General features: G+C 71.0%; 19 protein-coding genes and 1 pseudogene. 3 read left to right on the top strand and 17 right to left on the bottom strand.

Features of this window, described 5'->3' with window-relative positions; translation table 11 throughout:
• Window positions 1–23: 23 nt before the first annotated feature.
• From nusB to BLW43_RS19820, 9 genes are all read right to left on the bottom strand, one after another.
• Window positions 24–533, bottom strand: a complete 510-nt coding sequence (gene nusB, locus BLW43_RS19860) for a transcription antitermination factor NusB (protein ID WP_093256135.1) — start codon at window positions 531–533, stop codon at window positions 24–26.
• 2 nt (window positions 534–535) lie between these two features.
• Window positions 536–1,081, bottom strand: a complete 546-nt coding sequence (gene ribH, locus BLW43_RS19855; protein WP_093256133.1) for a 6,7-dimethyl-8-ribityllumazine synthase — start codon at window positions 1,079–1,081, stop codon at window positions 536–538.
• A 2-nt stretch (window positions 1,082–1,083) separates the two neighbouring features.
• Complete coding sequence (ribB, locus tag BLW43_RS19850; protein WP_093256131.1) at window positions 1,084–2,196, bottom strand: 3,4-dihydroxy-2-butanone-4-phosphate synthase; 1,113 nt, start codon at window positions 2,194–2,196, stop codon at window positions 1,084–1,086.
• Between the two features lie 163 nt (window positions 2,197–2,359).
• On the bottom strand, window positions 2,360–3,652 hold the full coding sequence (locus BLW43_RS19845) for a PQQ-dependent sugar dehydrogenase (protein ID WP_093256130.1): 1,293 nt from the start codon (window positions 3,650–3,652) through the stop codon (window positions 2,360–2,362).
• A gap of 525 nt (window positions 3,653–4,177) precedes the next feature.
• The gene (locus BLW43_RS19840) at window positions 4,178–5,770 is read right to left on the bottom strand and encodes an ABC transporter ATP-binding protein (protein ID WP_093256128.1); all 1,593 of its coding nucleotides are present in this window, start codon (window positions 5,768–5,770) and stop codon (window positions 4,178–4,180) included.
• Complete coding sequence (locus tag BLW43_RS19835) at window positions 5,767–6,843, bottom strand: ABC transporter permease (protein ID WP_217632251.1); 1,077 nt, start codon at window positions 6,841–6,843, stop codon at window positions 5,767–5,769. Before BLW43_RS19835 ends, BLW43_RS19840 begins: the two co-directional genes overlap by 4 nt.
• A gap of 58 nt (window positions 6,844–6,901) precedes the next feature.
• Window positions 6,902–7,996 (bottom strand): microcin C ABC transporter permease YejB, encoded by a 1,095-nt coding sequence (locus BLW43_RS19830; protein WP_093256125.1) that lies wholly within the window; start codon window positions 7,994–7,996, stop codon window positions 6,902–6,904.
• 19 nt (window positions 7,997–8,015) lie between these two features.
• Complete coding sequence (locus BLW43_RS19825) at window positions 8,016–9,872, bottom strand: extracellular solute-binding protein (RefSeq protein WP_093256153.1); 1,857 nt, start codon at window positions 9,870–9,872, stop codon at window positions 8,016–8,018.
• Window positions 9,869–11,746: an extracellular solute-binding protein gene (locus BLW43_RS19820; RefSeq protein WP_093256123.1), complete on the bottom strand. Its 1,878-nt coding sequence runs from the start codon at window positions 11,744–11,746 to the stop codon at window positions 9,869–9,871. The genes BLW43_RS19825 and BLW43_RS19820 overlap by 4 nt, the downstream gene beginning before the upstream one ends.
• Before the next feature lie 265 nt (window positions 11,747–12,011).
• Between BLW43_RS19820 and BLW43_RS19815 the strand changes: the two genes are divergently transcribed.
• Window positions 12,012–13,301, top strand: a complete 1,290-nt coding sequence (locus BLW43_RS19815) for a hypothetical protein (RefSeq protein WP_093256121.1) — start codon at window positions 12,012–12,014, stop codon at window positions 13,299–13,301.
• A gap of 502 nt (window positions 13,302–13,803) precedes the next feature.
• Here BLW43_RS19815 and BLW43_RS19810 read toward each other — a convergent pair.
• From BLW43_RS19810 to BLW43_RS19795, 4 genes are all read right to left on the bottom strand, one after another.
• On the bottom strand, window positions 13,804–14,028 hold the full coding sequence (locus BLW43_RS19810) for a hypothetical protein (protein ID WP_093256119.1): 225 nt from the start codon (window positions 14,026–14,028) through the stop codon (window positions 13,804–13,806).
• A gap of 12 nt (window positions 14,029–14,040) precedes the next feature.
• Window positions 14,041–15,189 carry a Na/Pi symporter gene (locus BLW43_RS19805; protein ID WP_093256117.1) on the bottom strand — a complete coding sequence of 383 codons (1,149 nt, stop codon included), beginning with the start codon at window positions 15,187–15,189 and terminating at the stop codon, window positions 14,041–14,043.
• A 232-nt stretch (window positions 15,190–15,421) separates the two neighbouring features.
• Window positions 15,422–18,199 (bottom strand): formate dehydrogenase subunit alpha, encoded by a 2,778-nt coding sequence (gene fdhF, locus BLW43_RS19800; RefSeq protein WP_093256115.1) that lies wholly within the window; start codon window positions 18,197–18,199, stop codon window positions 15,422–15,424.
• 160 nt (window positions 18,200–18,359) lie between these two features.
• Window positions 18,360–18,587 carry a YjiS-like domain-containing protein gene (locus BLW43_RS19795; protein ID WP_093256113.1) on the bottom strand — a complete coding sequence of 76 codons (228 nt, stop codon included), beginning with the start codon at window positions 18,585–18,587 and terminating at the stop codon, window positions 18,360–18,362.
• A gap of 79 nt (window positions 18,588–18,666) precedes the next feature.
• Here BLW43_RS19795 and BLW43_RS19790 point away from each other — a divergent pair, with 79 nt between their 5' ends.
• A complete protein-coding gene (locus BLW43_RS19790; protein ID WP_093256111.1) occupies window positions 18,667–19,365 on the top strand; it encodes an ArsR/SmtB family transcription factor in 699 nt (232 codons plus the stop codon).
• A gap of 27 nt (window positions 19,366–19,392) precedes the next feature.
• On the opposite strand, the gene BLW43_RS19785 is transcribed toward BLW43_RS19790, so the two are convergent.
• From BLW43_RS19785 to BLW43_RS19770, 4 genes are all read right to left on the bottom strand, one after another.
• Complete coding sequence (locus BLW43_RS19785) at window positions 19,393–19,605, bottom strand: hypothetical protein (RefSeq protein WP_093256110.1); 213 nt, start codon at window positions 19,603–19,605, stop codon at window positions 19,393–19,395.
• Between the two features lie 129 nt (window positions 19,606–19,734).
• A complete protein-coding gene (locus BLW43_RS19780; RefSeq protein ID WP_175479017.1) occupies window positions 19,735–20,382 on the bottom strand; it encodes a LysE family translocator in 648 nt (215 codons plus the stop codon).
• Window positions 20,383–20,392: 10 nt separating this feature from the next.
• Complete coding sequence (locus BLW43_RS19775; protein ID WP_093256107.1) at window positions 20,393–21,004, bottom strand: glutathione S-transferase; 612 nt, start codon at window positions 21,002–21,004, stop codon at window positions 20,393–20,395.
• Window positions 21,005–21,116: 112 nt separating this feature from the next.
• Complete coding sequence (locus BLW43_RS19770) at window positions 21,117–21,434, bottom strand: hypothetical protein (protein ID WP_139284157.1); 318 nt, start codon at window positions 21,432–21,434, stop codon at window positions 21,117–21,119.
• Window positions 21,435–21,976: 542 nt separating this feature from the next.
• Here BLW43_RS19770 and BLW43_RS19765 point away from each other — a divergent pair.
• Window positions 21,977–22,278 (top strand): annotated as a pseudogene (locus tag BLW43_RS19765) (IS1634 family transposase); the annotation flags it as partial.

Genomic DNA, 22,278 nt, shown 5'->3' with positions numbered 1-22,278 from the left:
GCCGCGCGCCGCCCGCCGGCGTCTCAGGCCGGAAACGCCGCCGGCTTCGCCGCCCGCGCCACATGGTCGAGCACGCCGTTGACGAAGCGCGCCTCCTTGCCGGCGTCGAAGAACGCCTTGGCGACCTCGACGAACTCGTTGATGGCGACCTTCGGCGGCGTCGGCAGCGCCAGAAGCTCCGCCCCCGCCGCGCGGAACAGCGCGCGCAGCGTCGGGTCGATGCGGCCCAGCGGCCAGCGCTCCACCAGTGCGGCGTCGGTGAGCTGGTCGATCTCCGCCTGCCGGTCCACCGCCGCGCGCAGCAGGCGGCGAAAGAACTTCACGTCGGCGGCGTGGTACTGCTCGCCCTCGATCTCGGCGCCCAGCCAGCGGCTCTCGAACTCGACCTCGGCGCCCTTCAGCGTCGCGCCGGTCATCTCCATCTGGTAGAGCGCCTGCACCGCGCCGAGCCGCGCGGCCGAGCGCATCCGCTTGCGGTCCGGCGGCGCCTCGGTCCCGGCGCCTTCGGCCCCGGTCGTGTCCCGTTCGGCCATGGTCAGGCCCGCGTCGCGTCAGGCCGGCCGGCGAACTGCACCGGCGGTTCGGCCAACCCCATCGGCCCGCGGTCGGCGAAGCGCCGCGCGACGGCGGCCAGATGCAGCGCCGCCCTTGCCGCGCCGCCGCCCTTGTCCATCCCGTCCGGCGCCGCGCGCGCCTCGGCCTGCGCCATGGTCTCGCAGGTCAGGATGCCGTTGCCGATGCACAGGCCCCGCTCCACGCCGAGCAGCGTCAGCCCGCGCGCGCTGTCGGCGCAGACCGTCTCGTAATGCGTCGTCTCCCCGCGGATCACGCAGCCGAGCGCCACGAAGGCCTCGAAGCGCCGCTCGGCGAGGCGGATCGCAGTGGGGATCTCCAGCGCGCCCGGCACCTCGATCACCTCGCGCGGGGCTGCGAAGCCGTCCAGCACCGCGATCGCGCCGCGCAGCAGCGCGTCGGCGACGGGGCGGTAGAACGGCGCGACGACGACCAGCACCCGCGGCGCGGGCCCGGTGAAGCTCGGCGCCGCGAGGGAGGCGTCGTGCGGGGCGCTCGGTTGAGCCATGGTCAGGTCTCCGAAGGGGGCAGCGGCGTCGTCTCGACGACCGAAAGGCCGTAGCCCTCCAGCCCGACGATGCGCATGGCGGGCGAATTGGTCAGCAGCCGCATCTCACGCACGCCCAGCGCGCTGAGGATCTGCGCGCCGACGCCATACTGGCGCAGCTCCTTCGGCGAGGGGCCGCGCGGGCGCAGCCGGTCGCTGAGCGCGGTGGGCGAGAGGTCGCGGATCAGCACCACCGCGCCGCGCCCCTCCCGCGCGATGACGCGCATGGCGGCGGGCACCTGCCCGGCGCGTTCGGGATGCAGGCCCAGCACGTCGTCGAGCGGGTCGAGCACATGCATCCGCACCAGCGCCGGCGCCGGCGTCGCCAGGTCGCCCATCGACAGCGCGATGTGCTCGCCCCCGCCAGGCTGGTCGGCGAAGACGCGCAGCGTCCACGTCCCGCCATGGCTGCGCACGGTCTGGACGTCGGTCTCGCGGATCAGGTTGTCGTGGCGGCGGCGGTAGGCGATCAGGTCCGAAATCGCGCCGACCTTCAGCCCGTGCCGCTGGGCGAAGGCCACGAGGTCGGGCAGCCGGGCCATGGTGCCGTCGTCGTTCATGATCTCGCAGATCACGCCCGCCGCCGTCAGCCCCGCGAGCCTGGGGATGTCCACCGCCGCCTCGGTGTGGCCGGCGCGCACCAGCACGCCGCCCTCCCGCGCGCGCAGCGGGAAGACGTGGCCGGGCGTCGCGATGTCGGCCGCCGTGCTGTCGGGGTGGATGGCGACGGCGACGGTCCGCGCGCGGTCATGGGCCGAGATGCCGGTCGTCACGCCCTCGCGCGCCTCGATCGACACGGTGAAGGCGGTCTCGTGGCGCGACTGGTTGGCGGCGGCCATCAGCGGCAGGCCCAGACGGTCGAGCCGCTCCCCGGGCATGGCGAGGCAGATCAGCCCGCGCCCGTGGGTCGCCATGAAGTTGATGGCCTCGGGCGTCGCGAACTGCGCCGGGATCACGAGGTCGCCCTCGTTCTCGCGGTCCTCATGGTCCACGAGAATGAACATGCGCCCGTTGCGCGCCTCCTCGATCAGCTCCTCCGCCGTCGAGATCGCATCCCTGAAGCTGTCGCCGTCCATCGCGCCCGTCCCGTCTGCCCGCGCCCGTCACATAACCCCTGCCGCGCTGCGCGGCCAGCGGGAGGGCGCTCGCGTCGCAGGGCTGGGCCCTTCTCGCCCGTGGGCCTCGCGACGGGAGACGGAAGACCGCCGCGCCGCGCCCTGCGGCGCGGCGGCCTCGTCCTTACTCGGCCGAGATCGAGAAGATCTCGCCCTGGTCGGTCGCGACGTAGAGGGCGCCGTCGGGCCCCTGCACAACCGAGCGGTAGCGGCCCGGCGGGATGGCGTCGGCCGGCACGCTGAGCACCTGGATGGCCGACGATCCGTCCTCGCCGAGCGCGATCACGTCGATGCGCTCGCCCGGCGGCGTGCCGCCGAAGGCGATGCCCATGACGCCCACCGCCATGCGGCCGTTCCAGTCCCCCCACTGCGCGCCGTCGAGGAAGGCGGCGGAGCCTGTGCCCTGCGAATAGCCGTTGTTGTTCCACGCCGGACGCATCGCGTCGGGATAGGTCTCGGCGTCGGTCATCGGCATGAACTTCATCCGCTCCAGCGGGTTCATCCCGTCCATCTGGTTGGGCGAGTAGCCGCAGTAGTCGTCCGGGCAGCCGCCGCGGCCGCCGACGTTCGGGCGCGGATCCCAGCCGCCGTTGCCGCCGTTGACCAGCATGGTGATCTCGTCGGAGTGCCAGGGGCCGTGCTCGGCGACGAAGGCCGCGCTGTCGCCGGGGCGGAAGGCGATGCCCTGCACGTTGCGGTGGCCGTAGGTGTAGATGCGCGGGTCGAAGCCCTCGGGCGCGGCGTTGCCCGGCGCGGGGTTTCCGTCGCGGTCGATGCGCAGCACCTTGCCGCCGAGCAGCGTCGGGCTCTGCGGCACGACGCCGTTGTGGGTGTCGCCGGTGGTGACATAGAGGAATCCGTCGCCGGGGCTAAAGCGGACGCGCCCGCCATTGTGCGCGCCGGGGCCGCCGAAGGGGTGGTCGCTCGCCTTGGGCTTGTAGGGGATGTCGTCGACGATGTCGGTCCGGTCGGCAACCGAGGCGAGATCCTCGCCCAGCGTCATCCGCATCAGCCGGTTCGTCCCCGGCGCCGTCATGCTGGAGGTCGAATAGACGTAGATGAACCGGTTCTCCGCGAAGTCGGGATCGACCGCGACGCCCATCATCCCCGCCTGCCCCTCGCAGAACAGGTCTTCGGCGGAGGCCGGATAGCCCTCCGCGCCGGCCATGCCGAGCAGCCTGCGGACCTCGCCGGAGGCCAGCCGCACCGAGAGGCCGCGGCACTTCTCGGTGAACAGCATCCCGCCATCGGGCAGGAACGCCATGTCCCAGGGATATTCGAGGCTGTCGAGAACGACGGCGCTGGTCAGCGTCGGCGTCTGGGCTGACGCCGCCGGAGCGGCGAGGGCGAGCGCGGACGCGACGACCGCGCCTGCGGACCAGGCGCCCGCGGACCACGCGGTTGAGCTTCGGATCATGCGGCTTCCTCCGGTTCTTGTTTCATTTCTCGGGTCCGGTTGGTTCGAGGCCGGACGACGGGAAGGTAAACCGGGAAACACCCGCGTCAAAACGATTCTGCGGCCTATTGTCGCCCCCATTGCGCGCCGCCGCGACCGGGTCGACGGGGGGGGGGGGGGGGGGGGGGGGGGCAGGTCGACCGGGGCCGGGAGCGGGGCGGAAGGGCGCCGCCCGGCGCGGCCGCGACTTGACGCGAGACAGGGCGCGAGACGGGGCGCAGGCGCGTCGCCTCGCCGAAGGAGCGCATGTTGACGCGGCTGAAGCCGTGGCCTCCGGTCTCGGACCGGTCGACGGCGATGCGCCCGCCCTGCCGGCGCGGGCGCGCCCCTGCAGGCCCGAGGCCGAGCCGGCGCGCCTCATGGCGCCGCGTCGTCGCCCTGACTGACGCCACGGAGCGACGCCTCGCGGCCTCCGGCCGGCAAGCCGGCCCAGCAGTCTTGCACCGTCGTCCCGCGCTGTCGCGACGGGCTGGCCGGCGGCGGCGCTCAGGCCGGCTCCGCCAGCGCGTCGCCCAGCGCCGCGGCGTGCAGCTCCCGGGTATACTCGTGCCGGGGAGCGTCGAACACCGCGTCGGCGTCGCCCTCCTCCACCACGACGCCGCCGCGCATCACCATCACGCGATGCGCCATCGCCCGCACCACCTTGAGGTCGTGGCTGATGAAAAGGTAGGCGAGGCCCCGCTTCTGCTGCAGCCCGCGCAGAAGCTCCACGATCTGGCTCTGCACCGTCATGTCGAGCGCCGAGGTCGGCTCGTCCAGCGCCACGAACTTTGGCCGCAGGATCATGGCGCGGGCGATGGCGATGCGCTGACGCTGGCCGCCGGAGAACTCGTGCGGGAAGCGGTCCATCACCGCCGGGTCGAGCCCGACCTCCTCCAGCGCCGCCGCCACCTCCTCCTCCTCGGACCGCGCCGCGTCGCGCAGCCCGTGGACGCCGAGGCCCTCGGCCACGATCTGCCGCACCGACATGCGCGGGCTGAGCGAGCCGAACGGGTCCTGGAACACCACCTGCATCTCGCTGCGCAGGGGCCGCATCGCCTTGCCGCCCAGCCCGGCGATGTCGCGCCCGACGAAGGCGATGCGGCCCTCCGAGCGGATCAGTCGCATCACCGCCAGCGCCAGCGTGGTCTTGCCCGAGCCGCTCTCGCCGACGACGCCCACCGTCTCGCCCGCGCGCACCCGCACGTCGACGTCGGTCACGGCCTTCACATGGCCGACCGTGCGCCGCATGAGGCCACGGCGCACGGGAAACCACACGCGCACGCCCTCCCCGCGCATGATCTCGGGCGCGTCGGCGGGCACGGGCGCGGCGCGGCCGCGGGGCGCGCTGTCGAGCAGCAGCTTCGTGTAGGGGTGGCGCGGGTCGGCGAACAGCGCCGCCGTGTCGCCGCGCTCCACGATCTCGCCATGGCGCATCACGCAGACATGGTCGGCCATCCGTCGCACGATGCCGAGATCATGGGTGATGAACAGCATCGAGAGCCCCTCGTCGCGCTGGAGGCTCTTCAGCAGGTCGAGGATCTGCGCCTGGATCGTCACGTCGAGCGCCGTCGTCGGCTCGTCGGCGATCAGCAGCTTCGGCCCGTTGGCCAGCGCCATGGCGATCATCACGCGCTGGCGCTGGCCGCCGGAAAGCTGGTGCGGGTAGTCGTCGAGCCGGTTCTCGGGGTCGCGGATGCCCACCTTGGTCAGCAGGTCGACGATGCGCGCCCGCGCCGCCTCGCCCCGCAAGCCCTGGTGCAGCGCCAGGCTCTCGCCGATCTGCCGCTCGATGGGGTGCAGCGGGTTCAGCGAGGTCATCGGCTCCTGGAAGATGAAGCTGACGTCGTTGCCGCGCACCCGGCGCAGCGCCGCATCAGACGCGCCCAGCATCTCGGTCCCGCCATAGCGCACCGAGCCCGAGACCTTCGCCGAGGCCGGCAGCAGCTTCACCGTGCTTAGCGCCGTCACCGACTTGCCCGAGCCCGACTCGCCCACCAGCGCCACGGTCCTGCCGGGGGGCACGTCGAAGCTGACCCCTCGCACGGCTTCCGTCGCGCCGAAGCGCACGCGCAGGTCGTTGACCTCCAGCAGGCTCATGAGAAGGCCTTCCGCGGGTCGAAGGCGTCTCGCACCGCCTCGAACACGAAAACCAGCAGCGACAGCATGATCGCGAAGGTGAAGAACGCGGTCACGCCCAGCCACGGCGCCTGGATGTTGTTGCGGCCCTGCAGCGCCAGTTCGCCCAGCGACGGGTGCGAGGACTGCAGCCCGAAGCCGAGCAGGTCGAGCGCCGCCAGCGTCGAGATGCCCCCCGTCACGAGGAACGGCAGCATGGTGATCGTCGCCACCATCGCGTTGGGCAGCAGGTGGCGGAACATGATCGTGACGTTCGACACGCCCAGCGCCCGCGCGCTCATGACGTATTCGAAGTTGCGCGCGCGCAGGAACTCCGCCCGCACAACGCCGACCAGCGCCGTCCACGAGAACAGCGCGACAAGGCTCACCATGATCCAGAAATTCGGCGCGATCACCGAACTCACGATCATGATGATGTAGAGCGAGGGGATGTTGGTCCAGATCTCCACGACGCGCTGGAAGATGAGGTCGGTCCAGCCGCCGAAGAACCCCTGCACCGCCCCCGCGACCACCCCGATCAGGGTCGAGACCACCGTGACGATCAGCGCGAAGAACACGCTGAGGCGGAAGCCGTAGATCACCCGCGCCAGCACGTCGCGCGCCTGGTCGTCGGTGCCGAGCCAGTTCACGGCGTCGGGCGGCGAGGGCGCGCGGGGGACGTCGTAGTTGATGGTGTCGTAGCTGAACGGGATCAGCGGCATGAGCATCCAGCCCGCAGAGCCTTCGGCGGCCGCGGTCTCGTCGTCGAAGCAGCGGTCGTCGTCGCCCCCCGTCCGCACCAGGCACCGCACATAGGGGTCACGGAAATCGGCCTCGGTGCCGTGGAAGCCGCCGAGGTCGCGCTCGGAGATGAACTGCACCATCGGCGAGCGCAGCCCCCCGTCAAACCACATGAGCAGCGGTCGGTCGTTCGCGATCACCTCGGCGAACAGCGAAACCGTGAACAGCGCGAGGAAGATGCGCAGCGACCACAGGCCCCGGCGGTTGGCGCGGAAATTGTCCAGCCGCCGCCGCTGCAGCGCGTCGAGCTTCACGCGCGGAAGCCAGCGCCGTCTCGCAGGCCCGGCGTCGAAGGCGGTCACGGCCATCGGATCAGGTCTCCCTGCTCTCGAAGTCGATGCGCGGATCCACCCACACATAGACGAGGTCGGTCAGCAACTGCAGCAGCAGCCCGATCAGCCCGAAGATGAACAGCGTGCCGAACACGATGGGATAGTCCCGGTTCAGCACCGCCTCGTAGCCGAGCAGCCCCAGCCCATCGAGCGAGAAGATCACCTCGATCAGCAGGGAGCCGGTGAACAGGATCGAGATGAACGCCGAGGGAAACCCGGCGATCACGATCAGCATCGCGTTGCGGAACACATGGCCGTAGAGCACGCGGGCTTCGGTCAGTCCCTTCGCCCGCGCCGTCGCGACGTATTGCAGCTTGATCTGGTCGAGGAAGCTGTTCTTGGTCAGCAGCGTCAGCACCGCAAAGCCCGAGATCGCCATGGCGAGGATCGGCAGGGCGATGTGGTGGAAGTAGTCCAGCACCTGTGCGCCAAAGCTCAACTCCTCGAAGTTGGGCGAGGTGAGCCCGCGCAGCGGGAAATACGGAAAGAACTCCGAGCCCTCGGCGAACAGCGTCCGCAGCAGGATCGCGAACAGGAAGCCGGGAATGGCGTAGCCGACGATCACCACGCCCGAGGTCCACACGTCGAAGCGCGAGCCGTCGCGCACCGCCTTCGCCACCCCCAGCGGGATCGACACGAGATAGGCCAGCAGCGTCGTCCACAGCCCCAGCGAGATCGACACCGGCAGCTTCTGCCCGATCAGCTCGATCACGCTGGCCGAGCGGAAATAGCTGTCGCCGAAGTCGAAGCGCGCATAGTTCCACAGCATCAGCAGAAAGCGCTCGACCGGCGGCTTGTCGAAGCCGAACTGGCGCTCGATGTCGGCGATGAAGGCGGGGTCGAGCCCCTGCGCGCCACGATAACCCGAGCCCTCGCCGCCGGCGCCCGCGCCCTGCACGTCGGCGCCGCCGCCGGCGAAGCGGTCGGTGGCGCCGGCGCCGGTCTGGGTCAGCTCCGCGATCACCTGCTCGACAGGGCCGCCCGGCGCGAACTGGATCACCGCGAAGTTGACCAGCATGATGCCGAACAGCGTCGGGATGATCAGCGCGAGGCGCCGCAGAACATAGGCGCCCATCAGCGCGCGCTCCCCATTCTCACTGCTCTCCCGTCCGCGTCCTGGCCGGGTCGCGCCACCAGAGGTCGAGGATGCCGCGCGCGAAGACCGGCTTCGTCTCCGGGCGGCCGAACAGATCCCACCACGCGGTCGGGTGGAACGGGCGATGCCAGTTGGCGACCCAGATGTGCCGCGACCGCAGCACCCGGTCGAGCGCACGGGCGGCGGTCGTCAGGCTCTCGCGGTCCTCCGCGGCGATGATCGCCTCCACCAGCGCGTCCACCGCCGGGTCCGCGACGCCCGAGAGGTTGTAGGAGCCCTGCTGGTCGGCGCTGGAGGACAGGTAGGTGTTGCGCAGGCTGTTTCCGGGGGTCGGATAGCCGGGCAGGTTCGCAACGATCAGGTCGTAGTCGAACTCCTTCTGCCGGCGCTGCTCCTGCGCCTGGTCGATGATGCGGAAGCTCGCGTCCACGCCCAGCGAGCGCAGGTTCTCGACATAGGGGTTGATGACGCGCTCGAAGGCGGGGCTGGAGTTGACCAGCTCCACGCTCAGCGTCTGGCCGTTCGCGTCGCGCAGCAGGCCGTCAGGCCCCTGCGTCCAGCCCGCCGCCTCCAGCAGCCGCGAGGCCTCGCGCATGATGCGGCGGTTGCGGCCCGAGCCGTCCGTCACCGGCGGCGTGTAGGGCTCGCCGAACACCTCCGGCGGCAGGCTGTCGCGGAACGGTTCCAGCAGGGCCAGCTCCGCGGCGCCCGGCGCGCCCTCGGCCTCCATCGCGGTGTTCTGGAAGAAGCTCGTGGTCCGCACATAGAGGTCGTAGAACAGCGCGCGGTTCGACCACTCGAAGTCGAACGCCATCGCCAGCGCCTGCCGCGTCCGCGGGTCGCTGAACTTGTCGCGCCGCATGTTGATCCAGAACCCTTGGGTGCTCATCGGGCTGTCGTCGGCGATCAGCTCCTTGATCACCCGGCCGTCGCGCACGGCGGGAAACTCGAACTCGGTCGCCCAGGCGCGACTGCTGAAGCTCTCGTGCAGGTCGATGTTGCCGGCGGCGATCTCCTGCGGGATCACGCTGCGGTCACGGTAGTATTCGATGCGGATCTCGTCGAAGTTCCAGCGGCCGACGTTCACGGGCAGGTCGCGCGCCCAGTAGTCGTCGCGCCGGCGATAGACGATCGCCCGGCCCGGCTCGGCTTGCTCGACCTCGTAGGGGCCCGAGCCGAGCGGCTGCTCCATGGTCGGCTCGCCGAAGTCGCGGCCCTCGAACCACGCCTTCGAGAACACCGGCAGCCCCGCCGCCTGCATCGGCAGGTCGCGCCGCGCCGCGCCTTCGGCGAAATCGACGCGCACGCGACGCTGCGCCAGCGCCTCGGCGCCGGCGAGCCCCACGAGCGACAGACGGAAGCGCGGGTCGGCCCCGTCGCTCTTGAGCGCCTTCAGCGAGAACGCCACGTCCTCCGCCGTCACCGGCGAGCCGTCGGCGAAGCGCGCCTCGGGGCGCAGCTCGAAGATGATCCAGTCCCCGCCGGGAATGTATTCGGCGTGGCTGGCCAGAAGGCCGTAAACCGCGTCGGGTTCGTCGCCTGCCGATGTCATCAGCGTATCGTAGACGAAGTTGTAGGGCGCCGCGAGGCCCATCGGCGCGTCGCCGCGCAGGGTGTAGGCGTTCAGCGTGTCGAAGGTCTGGTTCGCCAGCACCGACGTCGTCGCGATCGCGCCGCCCTTCGGCGCCGCGGGGTTCACATAGTCGAAATGACTGAAACCGGGCGGATATTTCAGGTCGCCGAAGGCCGAGAGCCCGTGGCTGACCTGCACGGCGTCCGCCTTCGCCTCCCACAGCGCCGAGGCCGCCGCGAGCGCCAGCGCCCCCGCCGCGAGCGCCGAGATCAGCCGGCTCACGACCGTGACCCCATCGCCGCGGCCTTCGCCGCGTCCCACCACCAGACGGCGGGAAAGCCGAGACTGCGCGACGGCAGCGGCTCGGGGCGCCCGAACACGTCCCACCACGCCAGCCGCTCGAAGGGCGTGTAGAGCTGCAGCACCGAGTAGCGGCTGTGGGTCAGCACCCGGTCGAGCGCGCGGCTCGCCGCCGCCAGCGTTTCGCGATCCTCGGCGAAGACGATCCGCTCGATCAGCGCGTCCACCGCCGGGTCCTTCACGCCCGAGACGTTGCGCGAGCCCATGCGGTCGGCCGCCTCCGAGCCCCAGTACTCCCGCTGCTCGTTGCCCGGACTCTCAGAGTTGTTCACGCCGAAAATGATCATGTCGAAGTCGAAATCCGGATCCTGGCTCACGCGGCGCACATATTGCGGCCCGTCCACCACGCGGAAGGTCGCGCGGATGCCCAGCGTGGCGAGGTTGTCGATGTAGGGGCCGATCACCCTGCCCTGCGTGTCCTGCGCGGAAAGGAACTCGATCTCGAAGGGCCGGCCCTGGGCGTCCTGCAGCACCCCGTCCGGCCCCGGCCGCCAGCCTGCGCTCTCCAGCAGCCGCGCCGCGTCGCGCAGGCCGCGCCGGTTGCGGCCCGATCCGTCGGTCTGCGGCGGTGCGTAGGGCGCCCCGAACACCTCGTCGGGAACCTGGCCGCGGAACGGCTCCAGCATCGCCAGCTCCAACCCTTCCGGCGGGGCGGAGGGCTGCAAGTCGTCGCCGCCCTGGAAATAGCTCGAAGGCCGGGCGTACTGGTCAAAATAGATCGTCTTGTTGGTCCACTCGAAGTCGAACGCGATCGAGAGCGCCCGGCGCGTGTCGATGTGCTGGAACTTCGGCCGGCGCAGGTTCATCGCGAAGAACTGCACGCGCTTCAGCCCGTCGAGCGTGACCTCGTCGCGCTTCACCCGGCCGTCGCGCACGGCGGCGAAGTCGTAGCGCTCCGCCCAGTTCTGCGCGGAGAACTCCTCGCGATAGTCGATCTGCCCGGCGCGGAAGGCGTCGAGCTGCGCCGAGGCGTCGAGGAAGATCTCGTAGCGCAGCCGGTCGAAATTGTTGGCGCCCACGTTCACCGGCAGCCCGGCGCCCCAGTAGTCGGGCACACGCTCGTACTCCACGAAACGGCCCGACTCGAACGCCCCCACCCGGTAGGGCCCCGAGCCCAGCGGCGGCTCCAGCCCGCCGGCCTCGAAGTCGCGCCCGTCCTCCCACCAGTGCTTCGGCAGCACGGTGAGCTGGCCCATGATGTGCGGTAGTTCGCGGTTGCCGGTCTGGTCGAAGTCGAACCGCACCACGCGATCGCCGAGGTCGCGCGCCGAGACCACGTTCTTGTAGTAGAAGCGGTAGAGCGGCGCGCCCCTCGCCACCAGCGTCTCGAAGCTCCAGATCACGTCATCCACCGTGATCGGCCTCCCGTCATGCCAGCGCGCCTCCTCGCGCAGGCGGAACGACACCCAAGCGTCGTCGGCGGGGTGCTCCTCCCACTCCGCCAGCAGGCCGTAATGGGTCGAGCCCTCGTCGAGCGAGGGCGTCATCAGGCTCTCGAAGACGACGCCGATGCCGGTCGGCGGGTCGCCGCGCACGATGAAGGGGTTGAAGCTGTCGAAGGCGCTCGCCGTCGCCTGCCGGGCGACGCCGCCCTTCGGCGCGTCGGGGTTCACATAGTCGAAATGGGCGAAGCCTTCGGGGTATTTCAGCTTTCCCACCAGCGAACCGCCATGGGTGCGGATGACGCCTTCCGCCGCGCTGGCCGCCCCGCTTTGGGCCCCGAGCCGCCACGGCGCCGCGGTCGCGAGGCCGACGCCAAGCCCGAGCGCGCCGAAGCGCCGTCTGGTGATCGCCATCGCCTTCGCCCTCCCGCCATCGCGTCCGGCGCATCGCCGGCGCCGCGCGTTTCTCGCCCGGTCCCTCTTGGGTAGGGCGACGGCCTTGGCGTTTCAAGGCGCTGGGCGTGCGCCGCCGCTCGCGAGCGCGTGAGGGGCGCGGCGCCCCAGCCGCGGCGCGGGCACCGCCGCCGGGCGTCGACCTCCGCGATTGACGCGCGAAACGGCGAACGCCTAAAGGTTGTGGATAAAAAGTTAAGGACACCCTCAGGGAGAGGAACCGCCCATGACCCGCCTGCCCGTGCTGGCGCTCGCCGGCCTGCTGCCGGTCGCAGCCCCCATCGCCGCGCCGATGTCAGCCCAGGCCGCCCCGATCGAGGTGCTCTTCGTCGGCAACAGCTACACCTTCGGCCGCGTCGACCCGGTGATGAGCTACAACGCCGCGAACGTCGCCGACCTCACCTCGCCCGACAATGGCGGCAACTTCACCGACCTCACGGGCGGCAACGCGTTCGAACCGCGTCCCTGGGGCGGCGTGCCGGGCGTGTTCAAGAAGCTGACCGACCAGGCCGGGCTCGACTACGCCGTGTCGCACTCCACCCGCAACGCGGCCTCGCTGCGGGGCCATTTCCTCAACACCAACCCCGCCGACTGGGACCTTCGCGGCAACATCGGCCTCAAGACCTGGGACAAGGTGGTGCTGCAGGAGCAGAGCGACGAGGTGCTGCCGCGCCAGACCAACGCAGCCGGCCGCGCGCTGGCCTCCAACCCCGAATACACCCGCTACTTCGCCGACATCATCGAGGACTATCTGCACTCCCCCGGCCCCTACCCCTCGATCCGCTACCGCGAGGCTTTCGAGGGCGCCAACAACGCGGAGCAGACCGCGAACTGCATGGCCCTCACCAGGTCGTCGGAGATCACCTGCAACCGCAACCGCAACGACGACTTCGCCAACCCCAACGCCAGCGAGGAGACCGAGGTCTTCCTCTACCAGACCTGGGCGCGCCCCAACCTCGTGGACGGCGCCTTCGCCACCGAGACCGACGAGACGACAGGCGACGTGACGCGCTCGACCGAACTCTCGCAGAACACCCACTACGCCTCGCTGGCGGAAATGACCGACGACCTCGTGACGGGCTACGCCGCGACGGTCGCGCAGGCCGCCGCCGACGGCTCGGGCGGCCTCGCGGGCGTCGCCCCTGTCGGCGAGGCGTTCCAGCGCGCGGTCGACGCCGGCCTCGCCACCGAGGATTTCTGGGGCCCCGACGCGCTCACCGACGGCCTGATCGACCTGTGGTTCGACGACGGCACGCACGCCAGCAAGTTCGGCTCCTACCTCAGCGCGCTGGTGATCTACGGCACGCTCACCGGCCTCGACCCCGCCGGCTTCGGCCCCGGCGAGTTGGCAGCGATGGAGCTCGGCATCGACCCGCAGAGCGCGACCGTGCTCCAGCGCGTCGCCAGCGACCAGCTCGGCTTCGGCGTCGTCCCCATCCCCCTGCCCGCCGCCGCACCGATGGCCGTGGCCGCGCTCGCCCTGCTGGGCTTCGTCGGGCGGCGCCGTCGGGGGTGAGACTGAGGCAGCCGCGTCGCCGGCGACGCGGCGCCGAAAGGCGGCTCTGGCGCGGATTTCAGCCATCCGCCCCGCGGCGCCTCTTGAGCGATGAGGGCCGCGCCCTCCCTCGGGTGGGCGCTTCGCGACGGCTGAGCGGCGCGGTTTATGGCGCAAACAACTTCGACGGCGCACCGGGTTGAGGCGTTGCAATGCGCCCTCCCTGGGGGGAGGGAGGGCGCGGCCCGTGCTGGTCGCACGGGCCAAGGGTCGAGCGATGCGCCTTCAGGCCACCGGCCGCCTTCCGCGCAAACCTGCCCCATGCCCCCAGCGCCGTCGCCAGACATTGCCCCGTCGGGGCCGCACCGCGCGGCTAGAACATGAACTGGGGATCCCCCCGGCGGCGGGCCGGGGGACTGGGGGGCGACGGCGCCGCCGCCCGCCTTGACAAAGGCGGAACGGGCGGCGCTGTCCAGCGCCGCGCCGACCGCGCCTCACCCCGGACGAGGTCGCCCGCGTCGTCTCAGCCGCGGCCGCGCAGGTCGCTCAGCGCCTGGGCGATGAAATCGCGGATCGCGGTCAGGCTCAGCTCGGCGTTCCTGAAATGCTCGTCGAGCCGGTCGATCTCCTGGTGCTGCTCGGCTTCCTCGCGCCGCTCCAGCTCCGCCGACAGCTCCTCGAGCGTCGCCTCGGTCTCGTCCACCAGCTTGCGCAGCGTCTCGGTGCGCATCTCCTTGACGTTCATCATGGGCCTAGCCTCTCAGAGCAGGGACGTCACGCCCAGCGCGACGCCAGGCACGACGAAGAAAACGCCGAGGATGTAGGCCAGCGCCGCCGCCTTGTTCTCCGCCGCGGTCTCGCCCAGCCATTCCGCCGCGCGCACGGGGAGGTTGCGCAGGAATGGCAGGCCGTAGATGACGAGCACCCCCAACACGTTGTAGGAGAAGTGGATCATCGCGATCTGCAGCGCCGCCTCCGCGTTGCCCGTCACCGCCGTAGCCGCCAGCAGCGCGGTGATGCAGGTGCCGATATTGGCCCCGAGCGTGAACGGGTAGATCTGCTTCAGTCCGAACGCGCCGGAGCCCGCCAGCGGCACCATCAGCGAAGTGGTGGTCGAGGAGGACTGCACCAGCACCGTCACCAGCGTGCCCGAGGCGATGCCCGAGATCGGCCCCTTTCCGATCGCGGTGTGCATGATCTCCTTGGCGCGGCCGACCATCAGCCCCTTGAGCAGCTTGCCGACATAGTTGATCGACAGGAAGATCAGCGCGATGCCGAGGATGATCAGAAGCACGCCGCCCACCTGGTCGCCGAACGAGAGCAGCGTCGAGGTCGTGGTGTCCACGATCGGCGCGGTCGCCGTCTTGACGAAGTTCAGCCCGCCCATCGAGGCGCTGCCGGCGTCGTAGAACGGCGAGGCCAGCAGCTTGCCGAGGCGCTCCAGCAGGCCGAAGGCGATCTCCAGCGGCAGGAATATCAGCACCGAAAAGAGGTTGAAGAAGTCGTGCACCGTCGCGGCGGAGAACGCGCGGCGGAACTCCTCCTTGTCGCGCACATGGCCCAGCGAGACGATGGTGTTGGTGATCGAGGTGCCGATGTTGGCGCCCATCACCATCGGCACGGCGACGCTCACCGGCAGGCCGCCGGCGACGAGGCCGACGATGATCGACGTCACGGTGGAGGAGGACTGGATCAGCGCGGTCGCGATGGTCCCGACGACAAGTCCCGCGAACGGATTGACCGCGAACGCAAACAGTTCCCTCGCCTGATCCCCGGTCGCCGCCTTGAAGCCGTTGCCGATCATACCGACCGCACAAATCAGCAGGTAAACCAGCCCGGCGACCATCAGCCATTGCAGCCAGTTGTTCTTTCCAGTCGCCACTGTCGAGGGCGAGACGGCTTCCGCCATGATTTTTTCCTCACCAGTACTTGCCGCTTCAGAACTTTCCAAGCCCCGCACGGAAAACGACAAGTTTCATATTTGATGAGTACTGCCGTCGTGAAACCGTTTGATGACAGAACGCCTGCGTCATTTTGGGACGCAGCCGCCCGCCATCGCCCCATTGGCCAGAGGCCCGCCGCGCGGCTTGGGCGCGCGGCTGGATTCCTCGGTCGGGCGGTCGGCGCCGCCGCGGCGCGCGCTACTCCGCCGCCAGCCGCTCGCCCGCCGGCGCGACGCGGCAGGCGGAGAACTTGAACTCGGGGATCTTGCCCCAAGGGTCGAGCTGGGGGTTGGTCAGGACGTTGGCGGCCGCCTCGACATAGGCGAAGGGCAGAAACACCATGTCCGGGGCCACCGCGCGGTCCTCCCGCGCCATGATCTCGATGGCGCCGCGCCGCGTCTCGATGCGGATCATCTCGCCGGGCCGCACGCCCATCTTCCGCAGCGTCGAGGGGTGCAGCGAGGCGTTGGCCTCCGGCTCCACCGCGTCGAGGACGCTCGCCCGGCGCGTCATCGAGCCGGTGTGCCAGTGCTCAAGCTGCCGACCGGTTGTCAGAATCATCGGGTAGGCTGCGTCCGGCGCCTCCGCCGGCGGCGTCACGCGCGCAGGGGTGAACTTCGCCCGCCCCGCCCGGCGCGGGAAGCCGTCGCCGAACACCACCGGCTGGCCGGGATCCTCGGTCGAGAGGCACGGATACATCACCGCGTTCTCCTGCTCCAGCCGCTTCCAGGTGATGTGGTGCAGCGAGCGCATCGACATCTTCATCTCCGCGAACACCTCGCGGGGGTGGTCGTAGTCCCAGTCCAGCCCCATGGCGTTGGCCATGTCGATGACGATGCGCCAGTCCGCCCGCGCCTCGCCCGGCGGGTTCAGCGCCTTGCGGCCCATCTGCACCTGGCGGTTGGTGTTGGTGGCGGTGCCGGTCTTCTCGGGCCAGGCGCTCGCGGGCAGGATGACGTCGGCGAAGTTCGCCGTCTCGGTCAGGAACACGTCCTGCACCACGAGATGCTCGAGCCGCGCCAGCGCCTTGCGGGCGTGCTCCACGTCGGGGTCCGACATCGCGGGGTTCTCGCCCATGACGTAGAGGCCGCGGATCTGGCCGCGGTAGATCCCGTCCATGATCTCCACCACCGTCAGCCCCGGCTCGGGGCTGATCTCGGCGCCATCCCAGATGTGGCGAAAGAGGTCGCGCACCTCGGCGTCGGCGACGGGATGGTAGTCTGGCATCATCTGCGGGATGAGCCCGGCGTCCGACGCGCCCTGCACGTTGTTCTGGCCGCGCAGCGGGTGCAGCCCGGTGCCGGGTCGCCCGACATGGCCGCAGAGCAGCGCCAGCGAGATCAGGCAGCGCGCGTTGTCGGTGCCGTGGATGTGCTGGCTGACGCCCATCCCCCAGAAGATCATCCCGGCCTTCGCGTCGGCGAAGGTGCGCGCCACGTCGCGGATCGTCCCGGCGTCGATCCCGCACAGATCGGCCATCTTCTCGGGCGGAAAACCCTTGATATGGTCGCGGAACTCGAAGAAGCCCTCGGTGAAGCCCTCGACATACTGCCGGTCGTAGAGCTTCTCCTCCACGATGACGTGCATGATCGCGTTGAGCAGCGCCACGTCAGTTCCCGGGCGGAACTGGAGCATGTGGCTCGCCTGCCGGCGCAGCGCCTGCGCGCGCGGGTCCATCACGATCAGCTTGCCGCCGCGCTTGGCGAACTGCTTGAAGTAGGTCGCGGCGACGGGGTGGTTCTCGGTCGGGTTGGCCCCGATCACGATGGCGACGTCGGCGTTCTCGATCTCGTTGAAGGTCGCCGTCACGGCGCCGGAGCCGACATTCTCGATCAGCGCCGCGACCGAGGAGGCGTGGCAGAGCCGCGTGCAGTGGTCGACGTTGTTGTGCCCGAAGCCCTGGCGGATCAGCTTCTGGAACAGATACGCCTCCTCGTTGGAGCATTTGGCCGAGCCGAAGCCGGCCACCGAGCGCCCGCCCCACCGCTCCTTCAAGGCGCCGAACTTGCCGGCCGCCGCGGCGATCGCCTCGCCCCACGTCGCCTCTCGGAAATGGCCGAGCGGGTTCGCCGGGTCGACGTTCAGCCCCTTGGGCGGCGCGTCCTCGCGGCGGATCAGCGGTTTCGTCAGCCGGTGCGGGTGGTGGATGTAGTCGAAGCCGAAGCGGCCCTTCACGCAGAGACGCGATTCGTTGGCCGGGCCCTCCACGCCGTCGACCCAGGCGATCTTCTCATCCTTGATCTTGAAGGAGAGCTGGCAGCCCACGCCGCAATAGGGGCAGACCGAGCGCACCTCGCGGTCGAACGCCTTGCTGTCGCCCACCTCAGCCGCGTCGACCGCCGCCGCCGGCATCAGCGCGCCGGTCGGACAGGCCTGCACGCACTCGCCGCAGGCGACGCAGGTGCTCTCGCCCATCGGGTCGTCGAAGTCGAACACGATCTTGGCGTCGTGGCCGCGCCCGGCCATGCCGATCACCTCGTTGACCTGCACCTCGCCGCAGGCACGCACGCAGAGATTGCACTGGATGCAGGAGTCGAGATTCACGCGCATGGCGACGTGGCTGCCGTCCAGCAGCGGCACGCGCTCGCGCTCCAGCTTCGGGAAGCGGCTGTCCGCCACCCCGGTCGCCTCGGCCATGTCCCAGAAATGCGCCGACCTGTCGTGCGCCGCCTCGCGCGGGGGCTGGTCGGCGGCGAGCAGTTCGACCACCATTCTCCGCGCCGCCTCGGGCCGCTCGCCGGCGGTGTTGACCACCATGCCCGCGCTCGGCGCGCGGATGCAGGACGCCGCCAGCACGCGCTCGCCCTCGATCTCCACCACGCAGGCGCGGCAGTTGCCGTCCGGCCGGTAGCCGGTCGCGTCCTTGTGGCAGAGATGCGGCAGCGCGGTTCCCTCGCGCTTGGCGACCTCCCAGATCGTCTCGCCGGGCTTCGCGACGACCGGCTTGCCGTCGAGGGTGAACACGATGTCGGCCATGGCGTGGGTCTCTCCGGAAAACTGGCGCGTGGCGTACGCTACACCTTTCCGGGGCCGCGCGCAGTGCGCGGAAGCGCCGCGCCGACAAGGGTTTACGACTTGTTAAGGCCACCCGTTCGGGTAGGTCGCGCGCCCCTTGCGGCCCCTGGCGGGCGCTTTTTCAGCGGCGCGCGGGCGGCGCCCGCCAGCCCTTCGCCGCCTCGGCCCGCGCCTCGGCCTCGCCCAGCCCGACATCGCGCAGCAGGCGCGCATCGAGCGCGGCGAGCGCCCGTCGCTCCCGCGCGACCGCCGCGCGGAGCGCGAGCGCCGCGCGCAGTCGGCGCAACGGCTCGACCGCGCGCATGGCGGCGAGGGGCGGCCGGAGGCCGAAGGCGATGCGGAAGGTCATGGGGCGTCTCCATCATGGTGCGATGACGCTGGAGCCGTAGCCGCTTCACGGCCCGGCATGTTTCGGCTAGCATCGAAGCATGACCGACGGCCCCGACTTCGCCGAGATCGCCGCCCTGATCGGCGAGCCCGCCCGCGCGCGGATGCTGTCGAGCCTGATGGACGGCGGCGCCCACACCGCGGGAGAGTTGGCCGGCGTCGGCGGCGTGACGCCGGCCACCGCCTCCTCGCACCTCGCGCGGCTGGTCGCCGGCGGGCTTCTCGCGGTGGAGAAGCAGGGCCGGCATCGTTACTTCCGCCTCGCCTCGCCCGAGGCTGCGGACGCGCTCGACGCGCTGGCCGCGCTGGCTCCGGTCGCGCGGCCGAAGCGGCTGCCCGGCCCGCGGGAGGCGCGGATGCGCTGGTGCCGGAGCTGCTACGACCATCTCGCCGGGACCGTCGCCGTGGCGCTCGCGGAGCGGTTCGTCGCGCTGGACTGGCTGATCCCGCAGGAAGACGATTTTTCGATCACGCCGGCCGGCGCCGACCGGCTCGCCGCCGCCGGGGTGGACGTCGCCGCCGCGAGCGGCGCCCGCCGCCGCCTCGCCCCGCGCTGCCTCGACTGGAGCGAGCGCCGCGCCCATGTCGGCGGGGCGCTCGGGGCCGCCCTGCTCGTCCGCGCCGAGGCCGATGGATGGGTGCGCCGCATCCCCGGCGCGCGGGTGATCGAGATCACCCCCGCCGGCCGCGCGGCGCTGCGCCAAAGCTTCGGGTTCGAGCCGCCCACCCCGGCGGCGTGACGCGCTGCGCGGCTCCTGCGCCCGCCGTCACTCGCTCGGCAGCGAGGCGCTGTTGCCGCGCCAGTCTTCGACGGAAGGCGTCTCCGGGGCCGCGACGCCCAGCAGCAGCGGCAGCGCCACCAGCACGGCGAACGCGACGAGCGACAGCAGCGCCGAGGCCGCCGCGACGCCGCGCCCGCGAAGCGTCGCGAGGTCACGGCTGACGACGCGCCGACAGAATGCGTCCTGATAGTAGGTCATCAAGCATCCTCCGGATCACAGGCGACGCCGCGCGCCGCCGACCCGTCTCAGATGCGCCTTCCGCATCCATAAGTTAAAGGAATGATCATTGCGCAAGACACAACAAATTCCGATGGCCCCGTCCCGCCGTCACCATACGCCAGCCCGCCCGGCGATCAGCCTCAGCCCCAACCCCATGAAAAACAGGCCCACCGCGGCGTCCACGCCCCGCGCGGCGCGGGCATAGACCGCCGCCGCGGCGCGCGTGCTGAACAGCAGCGCATAGCCGACATGCATCAGCGTCCCCACCGACGCCATCCCGACCACCAGCAGCGCCAGCGTGCCCGTGCTCGCCTGCGCCGCGGGAAACAGCGACAGGATCACGAGCCATGTCGTCAGCGCCTTGGGATTGGTCGCCAGCACCGCCAGCGTCGCCATGAAGGCGCGCAGCGGCGTCGCACCCGCCCGCGCCTTCACCGCCCCCGGCCCGGTCGCCAGCGCGCGGCGGATGTAGCGCGACCCGAACAGCAGAAGCAGCCCCGCGCCCAGCAGCGTCAGCGCCGTCTCCGCCGCAGGCCACAGCGCGAACAGCGTCGCCGCGCCCAGCGTCGCCGCCGTCCCCCACAGCATCACGCCCGGCGCGACGCCAGCCGCCGCCGCCAGCGCCGGCCCGCGCCCGGAACCGAGCGCGATGCCGATGGTGTTGAACACGTTCGGCCCGGGGGTCAGGACGTTCAGCGCGAAGAACGCCCAGATCGACAGCAGCTCCGTCCAGGGCTGCGCCGCGAGAAAACCCACCGCCGGCCGCTCAGGACGGCGGAACCGTCGCCTTCCAGCTCTCGCGCTCGGCGAAGGTCGCGTGCCAGGCGGCGAGCTGCGGCCGGCCATCGCGCCAGCCCATGTCGCCGAAGCGGAAGTCGAGATAGCCCAGCGCGCAGGCGACCGAGATCGCGCCGGCGTCGAGCGGCCCGGCCAGATGCGCCAGCCACTGCGCCTCCAGCGCGTCGAGCGCCCGCGCGATCTTGGCCCGCTGCGCCGCGATCCACGGCGCGTACTGCATCTCGTCAGGGCGCAGCCGCCATTCGTATGTGGCCGAAACGCCGGCGTCGAGCACGCCGTCGCCCAGCGCCTCCAGCGTCAGCGTCGACCACTGCGCTGGCCCCTCGGGATAGAGCTTGCGCCCGTCATGCAGACTGTCGACGTAGCGGGTGATCACGCGGCTGTCGAACAGCGTCGGGCCATCGGGCCGCTCCAGCGCCGGCACCTTGCCCAGCGGGTTCGCCGCCACGGCGTCCGGGTGGCTCGCCATCGGCGTGGTCTGCACCGGGGCGAGCGTCACCCGGTCGGCGAGCCCGGTCTCATGCAGCGCCACGACGACCTTGCGGACATAGGGCGAGGTCGGCGAGTGGATCAGCTTCATCGCGAGGGCCCTCCGGCGGAAACGCTGCGCGCATCTCGCCCGCCGGCGCGCGGCTTGTCCAGCGGCGCCGCGACCGGCCGGGGTGAGGCGGCCGTCCCGGCCCCGTCCGTCGTCACTTTCCGGCGCGCACGCGCCGCACCCGCAGCCGCCCCAGCGCGGCGAAGTCGACCGAGACGCCCGGCCCGTTCGGCCCCAGCCGCACGGTGCGCGCCCAGCGCGCCTCGCCGTCGGCGCGGCCGTTGGCGCGGTCGAGCCGCAGGTCGGCGCCGTCCGCCACCCGGTCGAGCGCGTCGTCGCTGACGATGTCAACCCGCTCCGGCCCTTCCGCCGCCCTGCGCCGCGCGGCGAGAACGGCGCCCAGCGCCACGGCGCCGCCAACCTGAAGCGCGCGCAGCGCGAGCGGAGACATCAACACGGCTGGCAACGGCATCGGATCTCCTTGCGATCTGTCGATCCCCTGGGCGACCATCCGCCCCGCCGCACGAAACCGGCAGCCCAGACACGGAGGCTCATTGGCACGACAATAGCATTCTTCCGGGCCGGCGCACACTGCTCGCCGCAGCGCTCTGCACCGCAGCGCTGGCGGGCTGCACCGAGACGGCCGGCTCAGGCCCCCCCGTCGCCGCCGCGCCCGGCAGCCGCGAGGCGCTCCTCGCCGCCCTGCCCCACAGCTTCGAAGCCAGCGCCGCCGCCTTCGCCGGCGCCGCGAGCGCGGCGGAGAGCGCCGGGTGGACCCTGCCGCCAGCGTCGGAGACGGCGATCGGCGGCGCCTGGGCGTTCCGCTTGCAAAACGGCAAGGTGGGAACCGGAGTTCGACACTTCCGGCCCCGATTTTCGGGCACCCGGACCGTTAGCCTCTGGGTAATCAATAACTTAGCCTTTGCCCGGGGGTGATTGCAGCGAAGTTGTGTTGTGGCACGTCATCGGTATTTCACGATGGAAAGCAGTTTTCTGCCGTGATATCGTTGCGGCATGTACACGAAGATCACCCGGTCGGGCGGACGACGCTATCTGCAGCTGGTCGAGGGCTATCGTGATGATGCGGGAAAGGTTCGCCACCGCGTGATCGCGAACCTGGGGCGGATCGAGGATCTCACGCCCGAGAAGCTGGATCCCCTGATCAGTGGGCTCAACCGCGTCCTGGGCCGGGCGGAGAACACCGCCTCGCACCTCACCCACGAACCCGCGCAAAGCTACGGCGACGTCTTTGCGCTGCACGAGCTGTGGAAGGATCTCGGCTTCGACCGGGCGCTGAGCCGCGCGCTGCGCTCGGG

The sequence above is a fragment of the Rubrimonas cliftonensis genome, assembly GCF_900107585.1.
GTDB classification, from domain to species: Bacteria; Pseudomonadota; Alphaproteobacteria; order Rhodobacterales; family Rhodobacteraceae; genus Rubrimonas; species Rubrimonas cliftonensis.
This window is presented reverse-complemented; position numbering and strand designations above follow the sequence as displayed.